The 24,854-nt window shown below is 60.7% G+C and carries 23 protein-coding genes; 5 read left to right on the plus strand and 18 right to left on the minus strand.

Annotated elements, in window-relative coordinates:
- Genes HY962_10445 through HY962_10455 form a run of 3 tightly spaced genes read right to left on the minus strand, consistent with a single transcriptional unit; the run spans nt 1 to nt 2,581 of the window.
- Nucleotides 1-714 carry a CPBP family intramembrane metalloprotease gene (locus HY962_10445; GenBank protein ID MBI5647339.1) on the minus strand — a complete coding sequence of 238 codons (714 nt, stop codon included), beginning with the start codon at nt 712-714 and terminating at the stop codon, nt 1-3.
- Nucleotides 711-1,706, minus strand: coding sequence for an NAD-dependent epimerase/dehydratase family protein (locus tag HY962_10450; protein MBI5647340.1), 996 nt, complete (start codon nt 1,704-1,706; stop codon nt 711-713). Before HY962_10450 ends, HY962_10445 begins: the two co-directional genes overlap by 4 nt.
- Nucleotides 1,703-2,581, minus strand: coding sequence for a DUF3108 domain-containing protein (locus HY962_10455; protein ID MBI5647341.1), 879 nt, complete (start codon nt 2,579-2,581; stop codon nt 1,703-1,705). Before HY962_10455 ends, HY962_10450 begins: the two co-directional genes overlap by 4 nt.
- Before the next feature lie 312 nt (nt 2,582-2,893).
- Here HY962_10455 and HY962_10460 point away from each other — a divergent pair, with 312 nt between their 5' ends.
- Complete coding sequence (locus HY962_10460; GenBank protein MBI5647342.1) at nt 2,894-4,444, plus strand: transglutaminase domain-containing protein; 1,551 nt, start codon at nt 2,894-2,896, stop codon at nt 4,442-4,444.
- A gap of 111 nt (nt 4,445-4,555) precedes the next feature.
- On the opposite strand, the gene HY962_10465 is transcribed toward HY962_10460, so the two are convergent.
- Nucleotides 4,556-6,244 carry a serine hydrolase gene (locus tag HY962_10465; GenBank protein ID MBI5647343.1) on the minus strand — a complete coding sequence of 563 codons (1,689 nt, stop codon included), beginning with the start codon at nt 6,242-6,244 and terminating at the stop codon, nt 4,556-4,558.
- Nucleotides 6,245-6,640: 396 nt separating this feature from the next.
- Here HY962_10465 and HY962_10470 point away from each other — a divergent pair, with 396 nt between their 5' ends.
- The 4 genes from HY962_10470 (at nt 6,641) to HY962_10485 (ending at nt 12,535) form a co-directional block, all read left to right on the plus strand.
- Complete coding sequence (locus tag HY962_10470) at nt 6,641-7,561, plus strand: hypothetical protein (GenBank protein ID MBI5647344.1); 921 nt, start codon at nt 6,641-6,643, stop codon at nt 7,559-7,561.
- A 205-nt stretch (nt 7,562-7,766) separates the two neighbouring features.
- Complete coding sequence (locus tag HY962_10475) at nt 7,767-9,443, plus strand: aryl-sulfate sulfotransferase (protein ID MBI5647345.1); 1,677 nt, start codon at nt 7,767-7,769, stop codon at nt 9,441-9,443.
- A 107-nt stretch (nt 9,444-9,550) separates the two neighbouring features.
- On the plus strand, nt 9,551-11,737 hold the full coding sequence (locus tag HY962_10480) for a hypothetical protein (GenBank protein ID MBI5647346.1): 2,187 nt from the start codon (nt 9,551-9,553) through the stop codon (nt 11,735-11,737).
- A gap of 90 nt (nt 11,738-11,827) precedes the next feature.
- Entirely contained in the window at nt 11,828-12,535 is a 708-nt protein-coding gene (locus HY962_10485; protein MBI5647347.1) for a hypothetical protein, read from the plus strand.
- Between the two features lie 52 nt (nt 12,536-12,587).
- Here HY962_10485 and HY962_10490 read toward each other — a convergent pair whose 3' ends face one another.
- The 14 genes from HY962_10490 to HY962_10555 all read right to left on the minus strand — a co-directional run bounded on the left by HY962_10490 (nt 12,588) and on the right by HY962_10555 (nt 24,813).
- Nucleotides 12,588-12,914 (minus strand): STAS domain-containing protein, encoded by a 327-nt coding sequence (locus HY962_10490; protein MBI5647348.1) that lies wholly within the window; start codon nt 12,912-12,914, stop codon nt 12,588-12,590.
- Between the two features lie 23 nt (nt 12,915-12,937).
- Nucleotides 12,938-13,768 carry an MBL fold metallo-hydrolase gene (locus HY962_10495; protein ID MBI5647349.1) on the minus strand — a complete coding sequence of 277 codons (831 nt, stop codon included), beginning with the start codon at nt 13,766-13,768 and terminating at the stop codon, nt 12,938-12,940.
- 78 nt (nt 13,769-13,846) lie between these two features.
- Nucleotides 13,847-15,013, minus strand: a complete 1,167-nt coding sequence (locus HY962_10500; GenBank protein MBI5647350.1) for a SpoIIE family protein phosphatase — start codon at nt 15,011-15,013, stop codon at nt 13,847-13,849.
- 16 nt (nt 15,014-15,029) lie between these two features.
- Nucleotides 15,030-15,461, minus strand: coding sequence for an ATP-binding protein (locus tag HY962_10505; GenBank protein ID MBI5647351.1), 432 nt, complete (start codon nt 15,459-15,461; stop codon nt 15,030-15,032).
- 15 nt (nt 15,462-15,476) lie between these two features.
- On the minus strand, nt 15,477-15,818 hold the full coding sequence (locus HY962_10510) for an STAS domain-containing protein (GenBank protein MBI5647352.1): 342 nt from the start codon (nt 15,816-15,818) through the stop codon (nt 15,477-15,479).
- Between the two features lie 35 nt (nt 15,819-15,853).
- Entirely contained in the window at nt 15,854-18,028 is a 2,175-nt protein-coding gene (locus HY962_10515; GenBank protein ID MBI5647353.1) for a glycogen debranching enzyme, read from the minus strand.
- 5 nt (nt 18,029-18,033) lie between these two features.
- Nucleotides 18,034-18,366, minus strand: coding sequence for an anti-sigma factor antagonist (locus HY962_10520; protein ID MBI5647354.1), 333 nt, complete (start codon nt 18,364-18,366; stop codon nt 18,034-18,036).
- 9 nt (nt 18,367-18,375) lie between these two features.
- Nucleotides 18,376-20,202, minus strand: a complete 1,827-nt coding sequence (locus HY962_10525; protein ID MBI5647355.1) for an AGE family epimerase/isomerase — start codon at nt 20,200-20,202, stop codon at nt 18,376-18,378.
- A gap of 59 nt (nt 20,203-20,261) precedes the next feature.
- Complete coding sequence (locus HY962_10530; GenBank protein MBI5647356.1) at nt 20,262-20,693, minus strand: VOC family protein; 432 nt, start codon at nt 20,691-20,693, stop codon at nt 20,262-20,264.
- Nucleotide 20,694: 1 nt separating this feature from the next.
- Complete coding sequence (locus HY962_10535; GenBank protein ID MBI5647357.1) at nt 20,695-21,270, minus strand: DJ-1/PfpI family protein; 576 nt, start codon at nt 21,268-21,270, stop codon at nt 20,695-20,697.
- 26 nt (nt 21,271-21,296) lie between these two features.
- The gene (locus HY962_10540; protein MBI5647358.1) at nt 21,297-21,689 is read right to left on the minus strand and encodes a nuclear transport factor 2 family protein; all 393 of its coding nucleotides are present in this window, start codon (nt 21,687-21,689) and stop codon (nt 21,297-21,299) included.
- Between the two features lie 22 nt (nt 21,690-21,711).
- Entirely contained in the window at nt 21,712-23,247 is a 1,536-nt protein-coding gene (locus HY962_10545) for a GMC family oxidoreductase N-terminal domain-containing protein (GenBank protein MBI5647359.1), read from the minus strand.
- Nucleotides 23,248-23,285: 38 nt separating this feature from the next.
- The gene (locus tag HY962_10550; GenBank protein MBI5647360.1) at nt 23,286-24,197 is read right to left on the minus strand and encodes an ester cyclase; all 912 of its coding nucleotides are present in this window, start codon (nt 24,195-24,197) and stop codon (nt 23,286-23,288) included.
- Between the two features lie 79 nt (nt 24,198-24,276).
- Complete coding sequence (locus HY962_10555) at nt 24,277-24,813, minus strand: ester cyclase (GenBank protein MBI5647361.1); 537 nt, start codon at nt 24,811-24,813, stop codon at nt 24,277-24,279.
- Nucleotides 24,814-24,854: the final 41 nt, after the last annotated feature.

A 24,854-nucleotide genomic window follows, 5' to 3' on the forward strand; every position in this document is an offset into this window, starting at 1 on the left:
TCACCGTGTGAGTGTAATGGCCAGATCCGTGATGATGCCGACGCCCGCATGCAGGAGCAGCGGCCAGAGCAGCGAGCGCGTGCGCAAGGCAAGCCACCCGAAGAGGAGGCCGCCCGCCACCGAGGCGTAGATTTCACTTGTTGGATATCCTATGTGCCACAGCGCCGAGGGCAGCGTCTGTATCATCACCGCCGTGGCGTCGCTCACCGTGCCGCGTAAGCCCTGAAGAAGGAAACCGCGGAACAGAAACTCCCACGCGGTGTAAAAGAGCACGAGTCGCAGCGTGGCATGACGCAGAAAGAGAGCGGGCGAATCCATCGCGCCCGGATCGACGGGATACACACGTCGCAGCGGATCGAGTCCCGCCGGCGCGGCGAAAGTGAGAATCGCAAACCCCGCGAGCAGCAGGACTGTGAGTGGAAGCCCGAAACGCCAGTCGCCCGCACGCAGCCCGTAGTCAACCGGTTGCTCATGCAACACGCCTCGTACGATCATCATCGGCACCGCCCCGAACAGGAAGAATGTGCAAGCATAGTACGTCCACACTCGTATGCTCATGTCGCCGAGCACTCCCGTCGCGGGCAGCGCGTCGACCGCGCACAGGTCGCGGTGCAGCAGAGTGACGAGCAGCGCGGGCAACAGCACAAACGCCACTCGCACGTCCGTCACGCCGGACTGCGGCAGTAAGCGGGGAATCGAAAGTGCGCTTTTCATGACAATGCCTCCTTCGGGCCACGCAACCATGCAACGGTTGCTCGCAGCGCCTCGTCGAGGGATGTGGGACGATATCCGAGTTCGCGTTCAGCCCGTGCGCTCGAACAGATCCAATCGTCGTAAAACACATCGACCCACGCGGGCGTGATCGCCGGATGTTTGAGGCCGATCCGCCCAAGCAACACTTCGACGGCGGCAAACATTCTCGCCGCACCGTACGGAATGCCGATAAGCACACGCTTCTTCCCCGCGGCGCGGCCGATGCTGTCATAGAACTCGCTGTACGTTGCGTTTGTACCGCCGAGTATATAATGTCCGCCGCGGACGCCTCGATCCATGGCCGCGATGCAGCCGCGCACCACATCGTCCACAAACACATAGTTCCCGGCCGCACTGCCATTGCCCGGCATACTGCGCCATGTGCCGCGCATGTACCCGCGTATCATCAGCGACCCGGAATTTGCCTCCGTGAGTTTCCCCGGACCAAACACGCGGGTCGGATGGACGGTCACGACATCGAGCCCTGCACGCACCGCCTGCGCCACGATCTCCTCGCCCTCGATCTTGCTGCGCTCGTATAGCGTGTCGGCGGCAGTGCTGCGTGTGGTGTCCTCGGTTATCACCGATCCGCGGCTCGGACCGTATGTCATGATCGTCGATGTATACACCACGCGTGACACCGACTCGGCGCGGGCCGCGTCGAAGAGCATGCGCAGTGCATCAGTATTGACCCGTCGGGCGGCCGCCTCGTCGCGCGCCCAGGTTGCGGCAAACGCCGCCAGGTGATAGATGTGATCACATCCGTGCATCGCTGCACGAAGATCGGACGTCGAGTCGAGGGAGCCGCGGCGGACGTCCACTCCGAGCGCTTCCAGCCGTGTTGTGTCGGAGCTGTGCCTGCACAGGGCAACCACAATCTCACCGTGACGAAGCAGTTCTTCGACGAGCCGGGCTCCGATGAAGCCCGATGCTCCGGTGACCAGGGTTTTCATTGTCCACCTCCCGCCTGTGCCGCGCGCGACCCCGTCGCGTCACCAAGCGTGCCGCGGCTCCAGCCGGGCCGCGTGCACGATTCGAGTTCTATCACGATCGATCCCAGGGCGATCTCGATTTCCGCGCGAAGTGGGATGGCCGCTGCATCGGTCGTGCACCAGAGATCGAAATTGCCGCCCATGCCGCCCGCGGATTCGTCGGTCCACGACGAGCGCACCTCCACGCGATGCGCGGGCACTTCCTCGTCGTCAAATGCCGGCACTTCCAGCGTCTCGACGGCGCGCGGGAACGAGACCCGCGAGCGCTGAATCGTGAAATCCATAAGTGTGGGCACGGTGAATGTGGCGCCACTTCCGGCATACCCTCGAAGCATCATCAGCAGTCCGGCCGCGTCGTGCGGACGCTGTGCCTCGCGCCGCTGCTGTCGCGTTGCCGGTTTCCCATCGGGTCGCAGCTCGAGGGCGAAGAGTTCGTTGAGAATGTCGTAGGTATAGTGTTTCACTTCGCGCGGATCATGCTCGCGCCGCACGAGACAGTCGCGTAGGCGCGGATCTGCCACGTCGAGCTGTGACTCCTCGCGCAGGCGCACATCGATGAACGGCAAGCCCGAGGCCGAGAGCACCGTGAGACGCACGGGGCGGATCGGCCCGCCACCCTGCGCCGGCGCACCCTGGCGCAGTTCGATGGTGCCCAGGCGGACAAAGCTCCATTTCACCGAGTACCGCAGCACCTCGCCCGCGCGAAAGGGCGCCGACGAGTAGACCGCGGATGGGGAGGACACCGTTGGCACCGGAGGATTCGGGGTGTACGGCAATGACGCGCCGAGACCCAGCAGCAATGCGTTTAGCACAATTCCGAACATGAGGGCTTTCATCGTCTCAACTCCTTCTTACTCGTGCCACATGAGCGAGCCCGGGCCCGAGCCCCGGATCGCGAAATACAACAACGTGCACGCGGTGACCACCACCGAGACGGCCAACGCGAAACCGGTCCAGAACAGCATACCCTGCGTTTCCATGACCGTTCCTCCTTGCTGCGTGATGAGTGCGTGAATTACAGTACAAAGCTACCCTGCACGCACAGGGCGCATGTCACAGGGATGTCAAATCCGCGTGACACGGTTTGGATACGGTTCAGGGAGTGTTTACTATTTTGCTCGATTCCCGGAAATCCTTCAGGAGGCAACATGTGTCTTCACCCCAGCCCGATTGCTCTGGCAGGCGCGGCATACGATGGCGGAATGATTGTGCACGACTGCGTCGTCCCCTCCGCGCGGCCCGTGGTAGGCCGTCGATCATCCCCCTCGTACGACATCGATGTGCGGGAATTTCTTACCGACACCAATAATGCGGTCATTCACGCGACCTTGAGATATGAACTCCGCCAGAAGCTGGCTCGAGGGACAGGGCCGGGCGGACCGCGGCGCCTGTTCGGTCGGTATGCGGATATGTGGGACTTCTTCAGATCGAATGATCCGGGCTCCTTTGATTACCGCGTCGAGGCCATCCGCCACATTGTGTCGCAGCGAGTACGCTATCGCCGCGATTCCGGCAAGGGGTATTGGCAATTCCCCGACGAGACCCTCCGGCTCGGAACCGGTGATTGTGAGGATCTGGCCTTCCTCCTCGCATCGATGATGCTCGCATCGGGCGTCAGCGGCTATAACGTACGGGTATGCCTCGGCACCGTGACAGTACATGGACAACGGAGTGCGCGCAGCTACGATCACATGTGGGTCGTTTATAAAAACGAACTCGGCCGCTGGTGCATCGTCGAACCTCTCGCGCCATCGGCAGCGGACAGTACACAACGCGGCGTCCTTCCGACCGAGAAAATCGAATACACACCATCCTTCGGTTTTAATGCGGATCATCTCTGGACCTACGCGGCCGCTTCAGGTCACTCGTTCCGCGACCGCGTCGGTCTCCGCGCGCAATGGACACGTTTTAATCCGCGCTTCGCGGGAAAGGTGCACAAAAGCATCGTGCTGGATGCGATCGCAGCGTGGAATCCATCCCTGCCTGTTCTCACCAATCTCCTGAATCAGGAATACATTGTGTTCCTGAACGATCCCGAAAAAACGGTCGCCGAAATAGATCTGCCCTGGCAATACGATCCGCTTGATCACTTCGACAGCGGATATATCACGGAGAGCTGGAACCGCGCACGCACGCGATTGGATTCGTGCCTCGATCCGGCGAACCGCGACATGGTACGAGTCTTTTCCCGCGCTGCGCACAGCATCGCCGATTTCTATGCGCACACCTCGTACGCCCACTTTGCACAGCGCGACCAGTCCGGCGCACTCCTGCTCGCCAAGGATACACAGTGGCGTGACGCGGCACTTGCGCGCCGTCCCGACTACGGCAACTCGAGCGACTTCGCGATAAACAGCTTCCGTCCCGCAACACCATGGCAGGGTACCGATGCACAGCGCGTGTCGGTGTGGGACGGAGCACTGCTCAGCGGACGCTGGCGGCTCCCGGGTGATTTCGGCGTCCCTCCCGAAGCATCCTCATGGGCGGATGGCATCCGTGACAGAAGGATGAAATGGCGTATGGCCCTTCCCCACCATGATGACATCGCTGTCGACGATCTCCCGGCAAGCGGCGCATCGAACGGACTATACAACCGTGGACGATTCGCGGAACAGTACACATTGCGGTACAACGCCGCGGTGTCCCATATTCGTCAGGTCTTCGACACCTATGGCGCCGAGTTGAGAAAACTCGGCTGAGATGGAAAAGGCAACTGTGCCTGTAGCAGTTCCCTCGCGCACATTATCCGGTGTGCCGATACACGCGTCTCTCTTCGTTCCATGCGGCCGGAATCCGGACTACACGGTGCATCACCGCAGCAGCACGCCCGCCCATCGGGTACTCCCTTCGGCGCGTATGATGTAGTAGCCGGGTGCGATTCCGTGAAGGTCAAGCTGCTGAGGAGACGATCCCTCGACGTGCCAACGCCGTGTGATCCGCCCATCGATCGTCGAAAGTGTGAATGCTCCGACGTGTCCGTGCTGCGGGATTTCAACAGTGATGAGCCCACGCGCCGGGTTTGGAAACACACGCGGCCATTCCACATCTGCTTCCGTCGGAAACTGTTCCGCGTGTGTTGGATCGGCCGCCCGGAAACGCCCGGTGTTGCTCCACGCCCCCTGCACACCCCTGTAGAGAAATGGATTCAGCGCCTTCACGCGCCAGTGATACGTGGCGCCCAGACGCAGTGACGCGCGCAGCGATTCCGTCGTGCGCACGGTGTCGCTCCTCGCCACGGTGAACTGCGCTGTTGTGTCGATTTGTACGATGTAGCGGTCCGCAAATGCGACGTCCCCCCACTGCAGTCGTGCGGTCGATGTCTGGACGATGTCGTCCTGGGCCGGCAAATGCAGGAGTGGCGCAGGCAGCGTGTCCGGTGGCGGCGTGTATTCCGGTCCCTCGGGCTGCAGTGACGCGAGAAGATCGAGCAGCGTGTTGCCGAGTGCCGTGGCGGGCGCCTGGAGTGTGTTCGTCATCACGGCCACGCCGTTACCCGTGGCAGGTTCACAGATGATATAGGTGGACGTTTTTAATTGTCCGCCCGCGTGATGCAAGGTCCGGTTGCCGTTGTGTGATGCGACAAACATGCCGAGTCCCATCGAAGCTTCGGGCGACATTACCGTGCCCATAATTTCGAGAGTCCCGGCACTGTCGTAGAGACGGCCGCCCATGAGTCCGTTCATGAAGCCGCAGAGATCCACCACTGTGCAAATCAGGCCGCCGCCGGGCACTTTATAGAGGATGCCCACATCGTCCTTGGTTTCGTACGGTGTATTCGAGAGCAGGTGGTATCCTTTTGCTTCTCCGGGATAGGGACGAAGGACGGCCACTTCCGGCTGCAGATAGGGCAGCGCAAGGCGTCGGCGGATGCGGGTCTCGAGCAATTCCTGATACGGCACACCCGACGCGCGTTCGATTGCAGCGCCGAGCAGATTGAAACCGAAGGTCGAGTATTGATACGAGGTGCCGGGAACAAAGGACAGACTTCCGTTCCTGAAGATGGAGAGTGCATCCAGTGCATTATACGCGCGATGGGCCGGTTCGTAGGCGCGCATGGCGGTGGAATCGAGTTCGTCGTAATTGCGGATGCCCGATCGATGCGTGAGCAGATGTCCGATCTTGATCATGCCCTGTGGTTTTGCTGGATATTCCGGCACGAGCGTCCGCACGTCGGCGGCGAGTTGCAGTCGCTGTTCTTCCGCGAGTTGCAGGGCGAGCACGGCCGTAAAGGGTTTGGCGACAGAAGCCGTGCGGTACATCGTGTATTCCGTGGCCGGGATTCGGAGTACCAGATCCCGATATCCGAATCCATTCAAGTACACAATCCGTCCGGCCTTTACGAGCCCCACCGAGCAGCCGACCGTTCTGCTGCGCTGCATCCAATCAGCGACCGTCTCCTCCACCTGCGCCGCTCCGGCCGCATCTATCCCCACATATTGCGCCCGAACAATACCGGTCGCGATTCCGAAACTTACAACGATAAGTACCGCCACACGCATCGAATCCTCCAGGAAAACACTGCTATGATACACATTCCCCGGGAAACTCGATTCCCGCGCGCAAAAGTCACGCGGCGGCATCACACACCGCGATTCCAACGAGAATACTTCCGCACACTGCATCACACCGCGCTCGGCGAGAAAAATCCCTGCATGTCTTCTTTGTTCGCACTGGCCCGCGGCACATCCGCGACAGCGCGCACGCAAAAGAGGTTACAGCGCATCCAAGTATATTTTTTTCCCTGTAACCACCGGGCCGCATCGTGCATCATTCCTGTGTCCGATGCGCAGAGACATCGCCACTCGCCGGAACCGAACTGCAGCGGTTCCATGGGCCCGGAGTCGGAGGATGCGCACGCGCGAACAACCAACATCATCATCCAAGGAAGCAATACAATGAAGCACTCACTTTTTGCCGCACTCATCGTCGCCGCGCTTGCCATCAGCGCGTGCAGCAAGGACTCGTCGCTGAATGCACCCGGCGCGGGTTCGTCCGATATCTCGGCAAACGCGCCCGCACTCCTGACAACTGCCGCGCAGGAAGCAGAACTCGCAGAAATGTTTTATCTGGACGAAGATTTCTCGTCGATCATGAGCAGCGACTTGAGCTCGAAGGTGAACGGATTCATCGACGGCGTCGCCCCTTCGCTGCTCGACGACCGCGGTGTGCACCCCCGCCGCTACTTCGACATGGCGGCACTGATGTACCTCCGCGCGGCCCTGAAAGCCGACACCACCATCACGCAGGAACAGATCGACTTGATCAAGGCGGCCATCAACGCGTCGAACGCCACGCGCGCCGTCATTGCGGCCGACTCCACTCTCGACGCGACAGCCAAGGCGGCCGCGCTCAAGGCCGAACATGACAAGCTCATGGAGATCATCAAGGGCGCCAATAACAGCGGCGGCATCCTCACGGCCGAACAGGTTGCAAAAACCGAGGAACTGCTCGCCAAGATCGAGGCCGAACGCCAGGCCCGTCATCAGAAGATGCTGGAACTCCGCATTGCCGGACAGATCGCGCGCTGGGATGCCGTTGTGACCTTCACCGCGGAACAGAAGCTTTCCGTCGCCGATCTGCTTCGTGCGCAGGATGCACAGATCCAGGCCGCACGCCTACAGTATAAGGGCGATCCCGAAGGCTTCCGCGCCGCGGTGCTCGCAATCAACCAGGCCACGCTCGATGCCATCCGCGCCCTCCTCACAGCGGAACAGCAGGCGCTCTGGGATGCCATGCTCGCCGCGGGCGGCACAGGCGGCAAGGACGGTGGTCATCGCGGGAAGGGCGGCCGCCATGGTGGACGTCACGGCGGCTGAGTCCGTGCTCCACACTCGTTCTCTCACTGTTCACACCGCGCGCGGGACTCATTCCTGCGCGCGGTTGTTTTATGCGTCCCTCGTCTACCGTGACTGAGGTATTGCGACTTTGGCGTATCTTGCATGCAGTAGTCCGCTGCCGCCGGAACGCCCTCATCGAGGCGACCGCCTCCGCCGCGAATGTCCCACACTCCATACCACGCACATGACAACACGAGTTTGCTTTCTCGCTGTTTCACTCCTCCTTTGTTCCGGATACTCCCTTCAATCGCAGAATACAATCGGAACCATACACAACGAGTCGGCCGCCTTTAACGGCTATACGCTGTTCTCGCCCATCCCTTCCACCACCACATACCTCATCGATAACGACGGCCGTGTGATCCGCTCCTGGGTGAGTGCGCATCAGCCCGGCCAATCGGTCTATCTTCTCGAGGACGGGTCGGTGCTCCGCGCCGCGCAGATCGACAATACGGTGTTTGGCGCGGGCGGCGGCGGCGGCAAGCTCGAGAAATTCGCGTGGGACGGGACAAAGACCTGGGAGTACATATACAGCAGCGATCTGGTCTGCACACATCACGACGCAACACCGCTGCCGAACGGCAATGTGCTCGCCATCGCGTGGGAGTATAAATCCCTGGACTCGTGCATCGCCGCGGGCCGGGATCCGCGCCGGCTGCCCGCCAAATCACTCTGGCCCGATCATATCATCGAACTGCAGCCCGAAGGCGTCAAAGACGCGCGTATCGTCTGGGAATGGCATGCATGGGATCATCTCGTGCAGTCGGTCGATGCAACAAAAGCGAACTATGGCGTGCCGGCCGAACATCCCGAGCGCATCGACATCAATGCCCCGTTCCAGAGCCCGGCCGACTGGATGCACTCCAACGGCATCGCGTACAATGCCGAGCTGGATCAGATCGTACTCTGCGTGCACAACTTCAATGAGTTCTGGGTGATCGATCACAGCACCACCACCGAGGAAGCGCGCGGCAGCACGGGAGGCCGGCGCGGTCGGGGCGGCGATCTGCTGTACCGATGGGGCAATCCACGCATGTACGGTGCGGGTGCACAGGCCGATCAACAGCTCTTCGGCATGCACGACGCGCAGTGGATAGCGCCCGGACGCCCCGGCGCGGGCAACATCCTCGTCTTTAACAATGGTCTGAACAAACCCGGCGCGGCTTCGTCGTCGGTGGATGAAATTGTGCCGCCGCTGCGAGCCGACGGCCTGTACGACCTCGTGCCCGCATCGGCGTACGGTCCTGCCGCACCGCTCTGGCGCTACGAAGCGGATCCGCCCGCGTCGATGTTTTCGAAGGCGATTTCCGGCGCGCAGCGCCTACCCAACGGCAACACCATCATCTGTGTCGGACAGAACGGTCGCTTCGTTGAGGTCACGCAGGACAAACGGGTTGTGTGGGAATACTTGAACCCCGTCACCAACACCGGAATCATGCGGCAGGGTGATACGTTGCGACAGGGGCCAAGCGGCGGCGGAAATCTGGTCTTCAAGACACGGAAGTACGCACCCGACTTCGCGGGCTTTGCCGACCGGAACCTCGCTCCCGGAGCGGTGATCGAACTTGCTCCCACCGCCGTCGAACGGCCCGGCGCAACACCCGTCCTCGCGCTCGACGTGTATCCGCAGCCCGCGTCCGAGCTGCTCACCGCACGCCTCTCACTACCGTCCCCCGCTGCGGTCGACGTCTCCCTCGTCGACGCGCTCGGCCGAGTGGTCGCCCGTCAATCCTCGCCTTCCGGAGTATCGGATCCGATCATCCGTTTTCCTGTCGCGCATCTTCCCGCGGGCGTGTATCACCTGCAGGCGACGGCCGCGTCCCTGCGTGTCGCGCGCGCCGTCGTGCTGCGCGGAAGGTAAGGCGACGGGGACACGGCGCATCCCTTTTTCCCCCGCGCGGGCGTAACTTCCGGTCACTCCGTGCACTCATTCCGACGTACGGTTTTGTCCCCCATTCACCGACGTCCATGCGCCTTCTTCCAGCCCTTCTTCTTCTGCCCACCCTGCTCTGCGCACAGGAGTGGTTTCACACCGGCCAGCGCGCCGATCGTATGCTCTCGGGCCGCGGTTTTAACGACGCCGGCGGAGCTCTGCTGTTCCATCACCCGAGCGGACTCGCAAGCGACGGCTCGCGGCTCCTGCTCTGCGACCGCTTCAACAACCGTATTCTCGTCTGGAACGCGGCGCCCTCGCGCTGGGACGCACAACCGGATCTTGTGCTCGGACAGGGGACGTTTTTGTCCAACAATCCGGGCACGGGAAAGGACGGCCTGAACTGGCCCGGCAACGCCTCTCTTTCTCAGAACGGAGTGCTTGCAGTTGCAGATACGGAAAATGACAGAATACTGCTTTGGACGCGTCCGCTCGCGGAAAACGCGCAGGCCGCGGATATTGCCATTTCGTTGCCGGCGATAAGTCCGCCGCAGCGCCGCTATGCGTGGCCGTGGGGCGTGTGGACCGACGGCCGCCGTCTCGCCGCTGTGGCTACACAGGGATCGGCGCTGCTGTTCTGGAACACACTTCCGCTTCGCGACGATCAGCCGCCCGATTATACCATCACACTTCCGGAATTCGGCACTCCGCGCAACATCTCGAGTGATGGAACCACATACTTCTTTGTCGGCGATCACAACGCGAAGGTCGCACGCGGCGTGCCTTCCACGTTCTTCTGGAACGACTGGCCTGCGCGGCAGGATCAGCCCTTCGACTTTTCCCTCCCCGGCTGGATGAAAGGCACTGTTCTACCGAACGGCGTGTGTGTCGCGGCAGGCATGTTCACTGTCTCTGTATGGAACGCAATACCGCGCGACAGTACGGCACAACCGTCCTTTGTACTTGCGAATCCTTTCTATTCGAACGGCGACGGTCCCGATGTTGTGATGGCGGACGGCCGCATGTACGTGTGCAACTACAACGGGAACAATGTGCAGGTCTACAACACCGTGCCCGCGTCAAATCGTGATCCCGATTTTGTTCTCGGGAGTCCTGCAATTGACCACAACACTCTCGCCGATCTGCACTACATACAGAATCCCGTTGTGGCAAGCGACGGCCGGGTTCTGCTCGCTTCGTCGGACTTCGATCGTACGGTGTGGATCTGGAAAACGGCGGATCCCACGATGGGCCAGGCGGCGGACGTGCGCATCTCCCTGCAGGGCCGCGACATTTTTCCGTGGGACAACGCCCTGCATGGAGGCCGGCTGGTGCTCGCGGGAAAGAACCGCGTCGCCGTGTGGGATGCGCTTCCTCTCAACGGCGAAGCGCCGTCGTACACGATTTCGAACCACCTCGGAAGCTTCGAGTTCCGTGAATTGAAGGGAGTGGCTCTCGACAGCATGTATTTCTACCTCGCCGATGCCGACGGACGGATCGGCATGTGGCACGGTCTGCCTCGTAGTGCGGACGCTGAGCCGTTCCTCGTTTTTCGTGCACCCGCTTCCCCCCTCAACCACCTGCACAGCGACGGCACATGGCTGTGCGCGGCCGCACACACCGGCGCAACCGCGGTGTACGTGCATCGTGTTGCCGACCTCGAGGCGCAGCGGACCACACCGTATAAAACCATCACGCGCACTGCGCAGCTTCCGCTGAATCTCGCGTCAGGCGCGATCACGTTCGGCGGAAGTCTTGCCGTGGCAAACACCAGCGGCAACGCGGTGTATCTGTGGAAGAACATCGACGATGTGCCTGATCCCTCCCGCGCGGTTGTGCTGGGACAAAGCTCCGTTTCGGAGACGAAGCCGGGCATCGGCGACAACCGGCTGTTTATGCCCGCATCGCTGTGTATGTTGGGAAATGACCTCTGGGTTGGTGAATTGAAATTTTCGTCCCGCATACTGCGCTTCCGTTCCGGCATCACGGGCGTCCGCGATACGGACGCCGACGCGGCCACCGGTCTGCGCTTTAAAACCGTCGCGCCGAATCCGGCCCGGGACCTGCTCACCGCGCGTATCAGTCACGACGGTCACGGATCGGTTGACGTTTCACTCGTCGACGCACTCGGCCGTGTGGTTGACCGCGTCGTGCTTCCATCCGGAGTATCGGATCCATTCATCCGATTTGCTGTGCGGCATCTTCCCGCGGGAGTGTATCATCTCCAGGCGTTTTCCGCATCCTCACGCGCGGTGTCCGCCGTGGTGATCGGCGGCCGCTGATCCGGCCGCGCCGCGCTTCCGCGCATCGTCCGCGTGTTGTATCTTCCACCCTGTTTCGAAATTCCGGACACTTCAGTCTCAATCCTCTCCATGCCCCTTCTCGTCCAGATGCGCGACACGATCGCCCGCTGGGAAGCCGCGCAGGACCGCCGCGCGATTTTCCTCAGTTGTTATGCCATGATGACCGAAAACATGCTGGCGGCCATCGAGAGGGACGAATTCCACGACGGCCCCTGGGTGCGCCGCCTCTTGCACCGCTTTGCGGAATACTACTTCGATGCGCTCGCGGAATACGAACAGTCGCCGGAGACCTCTCCCGCTCCCTGGCGCATCGCCCATGACGCGGCGGCTCGGCACGAGACCATGACTCTGCAGAACCTTTTTCTGGGCATCAACGCGCACATCAACAACGATCTCGCGTTGACGCTTGTCGACGTGCTGGAAGACTGGGACGTCTTGCCGCAGCAGATCCGTCGCACGAGACACGAGGATTACACGCTCGTGAACCACGTCATTGCAGAAACGATCGATGCCGTCCAGCAGCAGGTAGTTGAGCGCTACACGCCCTCGCTGCACCTCGTGGACACACTGCTCGGCCACGCCGATGAATGGGCGCTGGCGCATTTTGTCGCGCGGTGGCGCGAACAGGTGTGGATGAACGCGGAATCGCTCCTTGCGACTCCGCGGCACTCCGAGCAACGCGCGGGCATCGAGGCGCTTTTCGAAGCCATGTCCGCCGAACGCGCCAATGCCGTGCTTCTCACTGGAGGAGTGAAAGCGCTAAAAACGCTCTGGTAACGTTCTCGGGCACTCGCACCGCACGACGCCCGGCGCCTGCGGGCAACGCGTCTTACGCCGGGGCGCCCTCGAAGCTCGCTATGGCCGCGGGCTGATCGGGATGTATCTCGAGGATCCGCTGCATGCCGGAGATGGTGAAGACCTGGACGACGGCGTCGTTGAGCGAGCAGAGCTTGAGATCGCCGCCGGCGTCGCGCGCGGCTTTCAGGCATGCCGCCACGACACTCACCCCCGTGCTGTTGATACGTTTCACGAGCGCGAAATCGAGAACGATGCGCGTCGCATCGCTTTCGACCTGCCTGCGCACGTCCTCGAGCAGTTCCCAGTGATTTCCTCCCCACATATCGACTTTCACTTTCACGACAGCCACGTCTTCCATGCTGGGTCCTGCTCCTTCTTGTTTCAATTCGCGGTGGATTGGTAGATCATAAAGCTCGACATGGCAAGCATCAGCTCGATGCCATGCGTGGGGTAGGCCGACTTCACGCGCGACACAAACTCCTCGCCCGTGGTGGCGGTGTGCAGCACTTCCTGCACATGGTGAAGATAGGAAATACACTCGTCGAACACACTGTTGTCCGCGGCGGGCCCGTGGCCGGGAATCACCGTCTCGTACCCGTGCTTCTTGTTCTGCTCGAGAGCCTTGATCCAGTTTCCCACGGTGAAACCGCCGTCCGTCGTTCTGGTCGCAACATACATGTGGCAGCCGTTGTACACGAGGTCCTGCGCGATGAGCGTCTTGATCGATGGAATCTCAACGGTCATCAATGTGTTCGCCTCGATGTTCTCGTAGCGGTGCAGGATGAATTCCACGCCATCGATGATGATGGAACCTGGTTCGATGGTTTCGCTCGGAAGCACGACATTCTCGGGCATCAGATCCGCGTGCAGCGACGTGTGATAACCGACTGCTATATCCTTGAGCGCGGCCATCTCGTTGATGGCGCCCTGATAGGCCCGGATTTTCCTGTCGGTGAAATACCCCAGCGAAAACCAGTGGTCGGGATGCGCGTGTGTCGCGAGGACCAGTTCTACCGGCTTGCCGAGCGACTCGATGTACGCGCGTAATTCCAACGCGTACGGCTTCAGCAGAGGAACATCGATCTGCACCAGCGCGTTTTGTGTCTCAATGATTTGCGAATTCACGGACTCGCCCTCTTCCGGGCTGGTAAACATGTGAATTGTTACGTCGCCCTTTGTCACGCGTGTAACGCGGCAGAGTTGTGTGTCCATGATGTCGCTCCTGAGTGTATAAATGATCTTTCTGTGCTGGTGAATCAACTGGTGACGCAAACGTGTGGATTGAACCGGTCAGACCGGGAGGCGTCGCACGCAGTACATGGTGATGTCGTCGTACTGTTTCGCCGTGCCGATGTGTTCGTCGAGGGCGTTCATCATGCGGTCCACAACTTCCTTGGCCGACGAGGCGGGTTGTTCAAGCAGGGCCTCGAGACGATGTTCGCCGAAGAAGGCGCCGCTCGAGTCGCGGGCTTCGGGCACACCGTCGGTGAAGGCGAACACAAATTCGCCGGGCTCGATGGTGATCTCTTTCGAATTAAAGACCACGTTCGGGAACATGCCGACGGCCGGACTTGTCGGCTTGAGCAGTTCCTTCGTGCCGTCGTTCTTCATGTGGATGGGCGGATTGTGTCCGCCGTTCATCCACACAAAACGATTCTCGGTGGGATGCAGCACGGCAAAAAACAGCGTCGCAAACATGTTTGCATTCAGATGATTGCGCAGCAGATAGTCGTTGGTGCGCTGAATCGCCATGCTCGACGGACCTTCGCCCGTCAGAATCGACTCGCTGAACGCGCGGATCAGGCTGCGGATCAGGGCCATAAACAATGCGGCGCCAACACCCTTGTCGCACACGTCGGCAATCACGAGTCCGACTCGGTCACTTCCTTCGAGGCAGAAACCGTCGTAGAAATCGCCGGCCACCTCGCGCGCGGGCCTGAAGCGCGCATCGATTTCCCACCCCTCGGGCTGCGGGAGCGAGTCGGGAAGAAAGCTCTCCTGAATCGTCCGGCCGATGGAGAGTTCCTGGCGCACGGAAACGAGCTGATCACGCGCGGTCAACGCTTCGCGTAATGTCTCGACCTCCTTCAGGGTTTTCGACATCGTGATCTCGAGATCGTCGAAGTCGATCGGTTTGTTGATGAAATCGAACGCGCCGCGATTCATCGCCGTGCGCACGTTTTTTGTGTCACCGTACGCGGTCACAACAACCGACTTGATGGTGGGATTCACGTCGGGCACGTGTTTGAGGAGCGTCAGCCCGTCCATCACGGGCATGTTGATATCGGACAGAAGCAATTCGATCTGCGGATCGGACTTCAAGATATTGAGCGCCTCCTCGCCGTTGAGAGCGAACGAGAACTGATACTGTCCGGCGCGGATCTGCGTGCGAAAATTCTGCTTAATCAGCAGTTGCAAATCAGGTTCATCGTCCACAACGAGGATTTTGTTAGCCATGGTTTTCTCCGGGTGCTTATCCGGCGCTTTCGCTGCCGGGTCGGTTCATGACGAAGATGTATCGGTTCCCGTCTTCGAGTTGTTCGTAGCGGAAATCGTCGACACTTCGCACGGTGAGGAAAATTCCGAGTCCGCCGATCGGCCGCTCGTCGAGCGACTGATTGATGCTGTCGGGCACGGTGTCCACATCAGGTTCATAGGGCACGCCGCTGTCTTCCATCGTGATCGTGAGCGTTGCATCGTCGATGCGCGCGTCGAGCACTATGTCGCCTTCGCGGCCGGCTTCCTCGTATCCATGCGTGATGATGTTCGTGGCGATTTCATCCACTGCGAGCCGCAGTTTGTACGCGGTGCGCTTGTCGAGTCCGGCCTCATCCGACGCCTCCATGATGAAGGCGCCGATGTCCGTAAGGGAATCGAGTATCCCCGGAACTGCAATGCGTTCCATCCGGGGCATCCGGCGTCAGACGGTTTCGATCACGGACGCATCGTACGACGGGAGCACGCGCAGACTGTAGTGCAATCCCGTCATTTCGATGGTCTCGTTCACCTGCGGCGTCGGCGCGACGGCGAAGATCTCCACGTCGGATCCCATTTTCTGACGGGCGAACACCAGCACGCGGATGCCCGCGGAGGCGATGTAGTCGAGCCCGCTCAACATGAGAGCGACACGTTTCGCGCCGTGTGTGTGCGCTTCCTCGACCTTGTCGCGGAAGGTTGTGGCGACGCTCGCGTCGAGTTCGCCGGTAAGCGTGATTTTAGCGATGCCGTTTGCCGTCATCTCGAGTGATGCATCGAAAGCCATGGAGGAACTCCTGAAATGATATTCTGAATATTGCGTTAACGTCCAACGAGAACGACGACCGAACGGTCGCCGACTAAAATCGACGACTGATCGTCGAGGCGCGGTTCGGAACCGGGCTCGAAGGCATCCGCCCCGGAGCCGGCGCCGGTGTTCGCGAACACATGCCACGAGCGCCCGTCGGGCAGACCCGGCAACTCGAAACTGTGTCCTTCCCAGTGCATGTTCATGGCCACGTAGATGTAGTCGTCGGCGTGTCCGGCCCGCACTGCATGTTTGCCGCACAGCATGAAGGCGATCGTGCGGCTGAAAGCCGACCAGTCCGCGTTCCATGCCTTGGTGCCGTGCCACGTGATGTCGGCGTAGCCGCTGCCCACCACGTCGCGGTTCTGCAGGTGATCCTTGCGGCGCAGCGCCTGATGCGCGTGCCGGAAGGCGATGCAGCGCGAGAAGAAACGGGTCAGTTCCGCGTTCTCGCCCGCCTCGTTCCAATCGAACCACGAGAGCGGCGTGTCGTGACAGTAGGCGTTGTTGTTGCCACCCTGCGAACGCGCCGCTTCGTCGCCCATGAGTATCATCGGGACGCCCTGGCTCACCATCATGATGGCCGCGGCGTTTTTCATCTGTCGCAGACGCAGGCGCGTGATGCCCGGATCGTCGCTCGGACCTTCCCACCCGCAATTCCAACTGTTGTTGTCGTTTGCGCCGTCGTTGTTGTTCTCACCGTTCGCGTCGTTGTGTTTGCCGTCGAACATGAAGAGATCGGCCAGCGTAAAACCGTCGTGGCAGGTGATGAAGTTGATCGAGGCCGACGTGCCGCGCGTCGAGTACAGGTCCGGTGACCCTTGTATGCGCTGCGCGATGTCTCCGACCGTGCCGGGTTCGCCCTTGAGAAAGCGGCGCAGCCCGTCACGGTATTTGCCGTTCCACTCGGCCCAGCGCCCGTATGCGGGGAAGGACCCGACCTGGTACAGTCCGCCCGCATCCCATGCTTCGGCAATGAGTTTGCACTTCCCGAGGATGGGATCGTAGGCGAGCGCCTCGAGGAGCGGCGGATTCGCCATCGGCGCGCCCCACGGATCACGCCCGAGAATCGCGGCGAGATCGAAGCGGAAACCGTCGATGTGAAATTCCGACGCCCAGTAGCGCAGCGCGTCGAGCACCATGCTCCGTACGATCGGGTTGTTGCAGTTCAGCGTGTTGCCCGTGCCGCTGAAGTTGTAGTAGTAGCCGTCGGGCGTGAGCATGTAGTACGTGGCGTTGTCGATGCCGCGGTACGAGATGGTCGGACCATGCTCGTTGCCCTCGGCCGTATGATTAAACACCACATCGAGTATTACTTCGATGCCGTTCTCGTGCAGCTCCTTGATGAGCGACTTGAGTTCGTCGGCCACCATGGTTCCGTCGCCCGATTTGCCCGTTGCCGCAAATCCCGCCTTCGGCGCGAAGAAGCCCATCGTGCTGTAGCCCCAGTAGTTGAGCAGCAGCTCGCCGGTGTCGGGATGTGTGCGGCTGTTCTCGAATTCGTCGAATTCGTAAATGGGCATCAGCTCGATGCAGTTGATGCCAAGCGATTTGAGATACGGGATCTTCTCGCGTATCGCGGCAAAGGTGCCGGGATATTTTGCGCCCGACGACGGGTGCCGCGTGAAACCGCGCACATGCATCTCATAGATGACGAGGTCTTCCATCGGAATCTCGGGCGGAGCGCTCGATTCCCAGTCGAAGTCGTCGTAAATGATGCGCGCGCGATGCGGATAGGGTTTGTCCCAATCGGGCGTCGCGCCCCAGACGTCGCGGCCGCCGATCGCCTTGGCGTAGGGATCAAGCAGCACTATCGAGGGATCGAAGCGGTGCACGCCCGGCATGCCGCGCGCGACGCGGCCTCCGGGCCCGTCGATCTTGAAGCCGTATTCGATCTCCTCGTAGTCGAGATCGAAGACGGTCATGGTCCACACATTGCCGATGCGGAATTCGTTCCAGACGGGTTCCCCCGTACCGGCATGTTCGAACATGCCGCGGAACGGAATTTCCACAAACGGCGCGTCGTCTCCCTTGTGGAAGAGCACCAGCACGCAGTAGGATGCGTGCCGGGAAAATACGGAGAAGTTGATGCCGCCTGGCACCACGCTCGCGCCGAATGGCGAGGGCCGGCCGAAACGCAGCTTGTGGCCCTCGAAGAGATGTGTGGGATATATGTCTATGCGGTCCATGCGGTTCAGGCGAGTGCCGCCTTAGCGGCGTCAAGCGTGTCACAGACCGTAAAATGATGCAGAAATCCGGTCATCGACATCGTGTCGCGGATCTCCTCCGACAGGCCCGACAGCACCAGCCGCGCCTTCTGCGCGGTGATCTGCCTGTACGTCGAAAGAAGCATGCGCAAACCGGCGCTCGACATGTACGGTACACCCGTCATGTCGAGCAGCAGCTTGCCTTCCGCCTTGATGAGCGGGAGAATCTTCTCCTGCACTTCCGGCGCCGTCTTGCCGTCGATCTCGCCAAGGATCGTCGCAATGTCGATGCCGCTGTCGCTCGTGATCGTAATGTCCATGATAACTCCTCAGGAACCGCTGGTGGGGATGACGCGCACTTTGACGCGCAGATCGGTGTCGGAGGCCGGCAGTTTCACTGTCAGGGCCTCGGCGTTGAAATCGGTGTACGGCGCGCCGTCGATCGTGACACTCTCGATGCGGATCGACTTCGGCGGAAGGATGTCGGGCGACACACGCAGGATGTTGCGCTTGAATCCGTTCGGCTTCGGCTTGAAGTGCAGGTCGAGCGGCTTCTTGGTGAGCAGAAGATTCGTGTATGTCTGCGCGAGGTAACACAACTCGAACGAGTGGTATCCGCTCATCGAGTGGCTGCCCTTGAATCGCTCGGTGCCCATGAGGTAGGGAATGCCGTTTGCAAGCACGTTGAAGAACACCGCGCCATCGTCATGATCAAGGAAGAACGCGTTGTAGAACGCGCTCGACTCGCGCGAGATTTTCCGGTACTCGTCGCCGCCGAGAACACCCGCGAGAATCAGATAGGCCAGAATGCCCTGCTCCTGCTGCCACCAGGCCTTGCGGTCGTGGAAGGCGAATCGGTGCCAATCCTGTCCGGCCTGACGCACACGCTCCATCACATCGTACCAGCCGCCGCGCTGACGGTCGCCGCCGATCGGAGGCATCACCTCGCCGATCTTGCGCGCGACTTCCTCGTAACTCTGTTTCGGCTCGAGTCCGTACATGCGCAGGAGATTCCACGCGATCTTGAGGTTGTGTCCCACGACGCCGCGGTTCTGCTGCCACATGTGTGTGCTGTCGTGCGACCAGTCCTCGTAAAACTTCTCCTGCACAAAGGGCGAATTGGCGTAGTCGGGGAAGTACTGCACGATGGTGTCGAACGTGTATTCGAGCATCTTTGCGTAGCGCTCCTCGCCGGTCGCAAGGTACAGGTTGATGAGGTACGCAGGCGCGTGATCACCCACCGAGTTCCAGTTCTTCTTGCCCTTGTTGGGTCCGAGCGCTTCGCTGCGCGGATCAAGTGTGATCGGATCGAGATGCGAGAAATACCCGCCCTTGTGACGGTCGAGATAAAAACGGTCGAAGAGATCCACCGTCATCTCCGCGTCCTGCAGAATGCGCGGATCACCCGTGATACGGTACGTCTGAATCGGACCCGCGAGCGCGTAAATCTGCTCGTAGGCGGGGATGGCGTCGAAATCGTCACCGAACTCGGAGGCGAACACCTTGTCCTCGCGCGAGCCGTGTACGTCGATGCCGTGATACCAGTACACGATCTTCTCGTCCTGATCGTAGAAGCGCATGTGCTCGCGCAGATACTCCGTGCCCTTCTCGGCGCCGACGAGGTACTCGTCCTTGCCCGTAAGCAGATATGCGGACGCAAAACCGTAGACGAGACGCGAGATCGTGTCGGTCTCCTGTCGGTAATTGTCGGCTTCCTTCTCGCCGTTCAGCGTGATGGTCGTGCGGTAGTTCTTGTAGTCAACCGTATTCGTGCCGAACTGCGCCTTGAGATAAAAACGGCCGAGTGAATCGATCTGATTCACCCACCAGTCCTGCTTCTCGAATCCGTACTCCTCGATCTTGCGGCCGAGGAACATGAGGAACTGCGCCTCGAACGAGTTGCCGCCCGCTTCGGGATAGTAGGTGCCGTAGGTGAAAACGAAACGGCCCGGCTCGAGCATGTCGCGCATCTGGCCAGTGCAATCCTGATACGGCTCCTCGAGATTGCGGACGAGCTGCGCGTAGGTGTTGCTCTTGAACTTGATCACGTAGCTGTCGCCGCCCGGTGTCGTGATGGTGTATGTGTCCGCCGCGCGATCGAAGCTGGACACGTATCCGGCGATGGTGTCAGAGAAGGTGAAATGTATGTCGTTCACGAAATATCCTCCTGGATGAAAGAATGTGTCGATCGATCGCGTGCGGGCGGACGCTGCGCTTACATGTCGAGAGGGGGCGGATTCAGTTCGTCCACGTACCCCTGGCTGATTTCCACGATGTTGCCTTCCGGATCCGCGACCCACACGGTCTTCCAACCCGGGATAAACGCGCCGAAGTCGAAGGGACCGTGGGTGATCCGCGCGTCCGCGCCCATCTCCGCAAGCTTCGCGTCGATGTCGTCGACCTTGAAGGCGATGTGCCTCCATTCGGGATACCACGGACCGTCCTGCACCTTCGGGCCGACTGGCGACTCCTCCTTCGCGGAGAATAGTTCAAGATAGGCGCCGCCGGACTTGATGAAGACGATGGCCTCGTCGCCGAGCGGTATGTAGCGCGCGCGCACGAAGCCGAAATGTTTGGTGTACCAGCGCTCGAGCGCGAGCGGATCCTTGCAGGCGACGGCCATGTGATGGAACGCGAGGTCGGCCATGTCATCGCCCTCCGTCAGCAAGCATGTCGATGATGCGGCGCGCGAACACGTTGCAGTGCCCGCCCGTGCGGCCGGTGACGAGATCGCCATCCACCACCACATCCTCGTTTACGTACTCGGCGCCCATGTTGCGCGCATCGCCGATGAGGTTGTTGTGCACGACGACGCGGCGCCCGCGCACGAGGTCGGGACGCGGCGCCACCAGCCACATGCCGTGGCAGATGATGCCCTTGAGTATCGTCGGCTCGGCGAACGCCCGCGCGAGGAACTCGGTTGCTGGCGGGATTTTTGTGACGTCCTCGGTGTAACGCAGCCGGTCGGAGACCATGCCCGCGGGCACGATGATCGCGGAGAAGCTGCGCAAGGTGGCGTCGTCCATGCCCTCGAAGCTCTCGCGGCATTCGAAGGGCGTCCGGAATTCATGTCCGCTGAAGGTGATCGCCTGCTGGCCCCACAAGCGTGTGAAGAAATGCACGTCGGCGCCCTCTTCGGCGAAGCGGAAACGGTAATACCAGATTTCCGGATCGTAAAAGTCGCTTTCTATGAAGATGCCGATCTTTTTTCCTGCGAGTCTCATGTGTGTCCTTCCTGCGTGGTCGTGTGTCAGGCCAGCGAACCGTCGGGATGCTGCACCATGCCCGCGAAATGAATGGCGATTTTTCCGTCGCGGAGTACCCAACTGTCGGCGAAGCGCATCTGCAACTGCTGGCCGCCCGCCGTCATGGTGATCTGCTCGGTTATCATGAGCGTCTCGGGATTTTCGGTTTCGCCCCAGAACACAATCTCGGTCTCGAGACCCTCGATGCCGAGAATGCCCTGCATGTGCTCACGCAGGCCGTCGCGGCCGCGGTAATACTTCGGCGTCTTCATGAACGAGCTGATCAGCAGCGCGTCGTCGGTGTACTGATCGAGAAGCGCCTCGATGTTCTTGTCAAGAATCAACTGTATGTGCTCGCGGTACATCGCGCCGAGCTTGGTGTTCGGTACATTCTTCATGGTGTGGTTCCGGTGATGTATGTCAATTCGTATTGTCGTGGAGAATCATGTCGGCCGCTTTCTCGCCGATCATGAAGCAGCCCGCGACGGTGTTGCCGCTCGGTACTGTCGGCATGACGGAGGCGTCGGCAACACGCAAGCCGGCAACGCCGTACACGCGGAGCCGCGGATCGACCACCGCCATCGCGTCGCGGCCGATTTTGCATGTCCCTGCGGGGTGCCACAGAGTTGAACTCTGCGTGCGGATGTACCCGTCCAAGTCCCCGTCACCCGGAGCAAGCTCGCCACCGTTGACGCCCGCAAAGGCCTTCGAGTTGGCCATATCGCGGATGAGCGCCACCGCCTTGCGGAAGACCTCCACGTCGGCGTCGCGCTGCAGATAGTTGGGATTGATGACGGGTTTGTCGAAGGGATTCGACGAGCGCAGCGATACGCTTCCGATGCTGAACGGCTGCACGAGAATCGGAAGGAAAATCGCCACGGGTCCACCAAGATCCGGCAGTATCGGAGCCAGCGGTTTCGGAATCGCGGGAGTAAAATTGAGCTGCAGATCGGGGACAGCCGCGGTCATGCCCTCGCGTGTTTTGACGAACAACACGTTCCCCGTGAGCAGCGTGGTCCGCGGTGTGTCGACCTTCGAGCGGAAGATGACCGGCAACTGCATGTGGTCCTGCAGATTCTTGCCGACACCCGGCAGATCGGCCACCACGGGAATGCCCAGCGCGCGCAGTTCATCGGCGGGTCCGATGCCCGAGAGCAGCAGCAGCTTCGGCGACAGGAACGCACCCGCGCTCACGACAATCTCGCGCGCGGCTCTCGCGGTCTGTGTCGCACCGTCCTTGCTGTATTCGACTGCCACCGCGCGTCCGTTTTCGATGAGTAGACGTGTGGCTTCGGCGCCGGTGGTGATTGTGAGATTCGTGCGCGACCGCACGGGATCGAGGAAGGCCGTGGCAGTGCTGGCGCGCGTGCCGTCGTCGTTGATGTGGAATTGCAGTAGACCCGCGCCGTGTTCCTGGCGCGCGCCGTTATAGTCCCAATGCGGACCGTCGAATCCGACTTCCACACCCGCGTTCATGAATGCGTCGGAACGCATGTCGTTGTCGGGGCACACGCGGATGCGGAGCGGTCCGCCCGCGCCGTGGTACTTCGACGGACCGTCTTCGAAGTCTTCCGACTTCTTGAAGTACGGCAGCACGTCGTCGTATCCCCAGCCGTCGGCGCCCATCATGTTCCACTGATCGAAGTTCCCGCGGTTGCCGCGCACGTACATCATCGCGTTGATCGATGTGCTGCCGCCGAGCACCTTGCCCTGATTGATCGTGATCGCGCGGTCCGCAAGAGCGGGCTGCGATTCCGTCCCGAGCGTCCAGTCGATCTCCGAGCCCCAGAGGCGCACGAAGCCGCCCGGATCCTTGATGTCGGCTGCGCTGTCGGGAACTCCTGCCTCGAGCAGGAGAACGTGGTTGCCCGCCGCCGCGCTGAGCCGGTTGGCGACAACGGCGCCCGATGCGCCGCTGCCGATCACGATGTAATCAAACAAGTCTGTATCTGCCATTCTCTGAGATCCTCGCTGCGCGGCATGGCCGCTGATTCTTATTTCTCTTTGAGTTGGTTGATGAGGCCGGTGTCGTCCCAGTTGGCCCATGCGTGGATGAGCTTGAAGTCCTTCAACTGGTAGAGGACGAGGCCCTTCCACACGACTTTTTTGCCGGTCGGGGCAATGCCGATGAACTCGCCGGTGTGTGTGCCGGGCGCCTCGAAGCGCACGAGCACCTTGTCGTTCGACGCGATCATGTCCGCAATCTGGATATCCAGATCCGGAAATGCTTTATACAGCATGTCCATCTGCGCGTTGAGTCCCGCCGCTCCCGCAATGGCCTCGGGCACCGCGCTGCGGTCGATCTTGAACGTCGGTTCGGCGAACTTCGAGAACTGCGAGAAGTCGCGCTTGCCGAGAATGGCAGCGGCGTATTCGCGCACAACCTGCTTGTTCTTCTCGACGATCTCGGGCGGGGAAACAAAACCGAGCTGCCGCAGCATGCTGAACACGTCGTTCTGCACACGAATCTCAGCGATTTTGCCGTCCTTGAACTTGTAATAGCTCATACCCTGAATGGCGACGGGCTTTCCCGACGCGGGTACACCGCGCCACGCGCCGATGTTTTTTGTGGTGGACATCTGCCAATACGCCACGGCGCCGCCTTCATCCGCGACAATATCGGTCGGAACGTAGGTCAGGTTTTCAAAAATGGTGCGGTTGCGACGCACGAGGGCCATGAAATCCTCGAGGCCGTTCACCGTTGTAAAGGCAAGGATGAACTTGAAATCGGGCTGAAGGATTTTATTCGCAACGTCCGCGTTACCCTTGGTCCAGACTTCGGACAGAAACTGGCCTGCCATCGCACGATACGATTCGGCCTTGCTTCCGACCTGCGCCTCGGCGCTGCGCGGAGCAAGCGTGCTCAGCACAATCACAGCGGCCGCGATCAGATATATTTTTTTCACGTCGATTCCTTTCTATGGGATGATGCCTGCTCGGAGGAAGGGAATGCGCCCCGGAAGTACCGGGGCGCCCCGCTGCATGTTATTTCTTCGGACCGCCCGGAGGAGGAACGAGACCGAGCTGACGTGCGAGCGCCATCTCGTCCACGTTCGACCAGCGCTCCATCACCTTGCCGTTGGCAATACGGACGATTGTTGTGCCGCCGAACTCGAGCGTCTTGCCCGATGCGGGTACACCGAACAGCGGTGTGCCGGTGTGTGTGCCCTTCAGTGTCCAGCGGTGGACAACCTTGTCGCCTTCGGCGATCTCATCGTGCACGGTGAGCTTGACATCGGGAATCGCGGCGCGGAACATGCCGATGATCGACTTGAAGCTCGCGGGACCCTTCTCGGGGGACTTGCCGGGAATGGTCGAATGATCGAGCGCATCTGCGGGAATCATCTCGTCGAGCACGGCGAAATCGCCACGGTCCCAGCCCGCGTGGAACAGCTTCGTTGCCGCGGCCTTGTTCTTTGCGATCTGTTCGGGATCGTACTTCTGCGCAAACCCGCTGTTCAGGGAAACGAGCAGTCCGAGCGCGAATGCAGCAAGTGTGACACGGCGCATTGTATGGTTCATTTTCTTGTCCACTGTTTTGTGAGTGAGAAGGAAAGTATTGT

This window comes from Ignavibacteriota bacterium (assembly GCA_016218045.1).
Taxonomy (GTDB): domain Bacteria; phylum Bacteroidota; class Ignavibacteria; order SZUA-365; family SZUA-365; genus JACRFB01.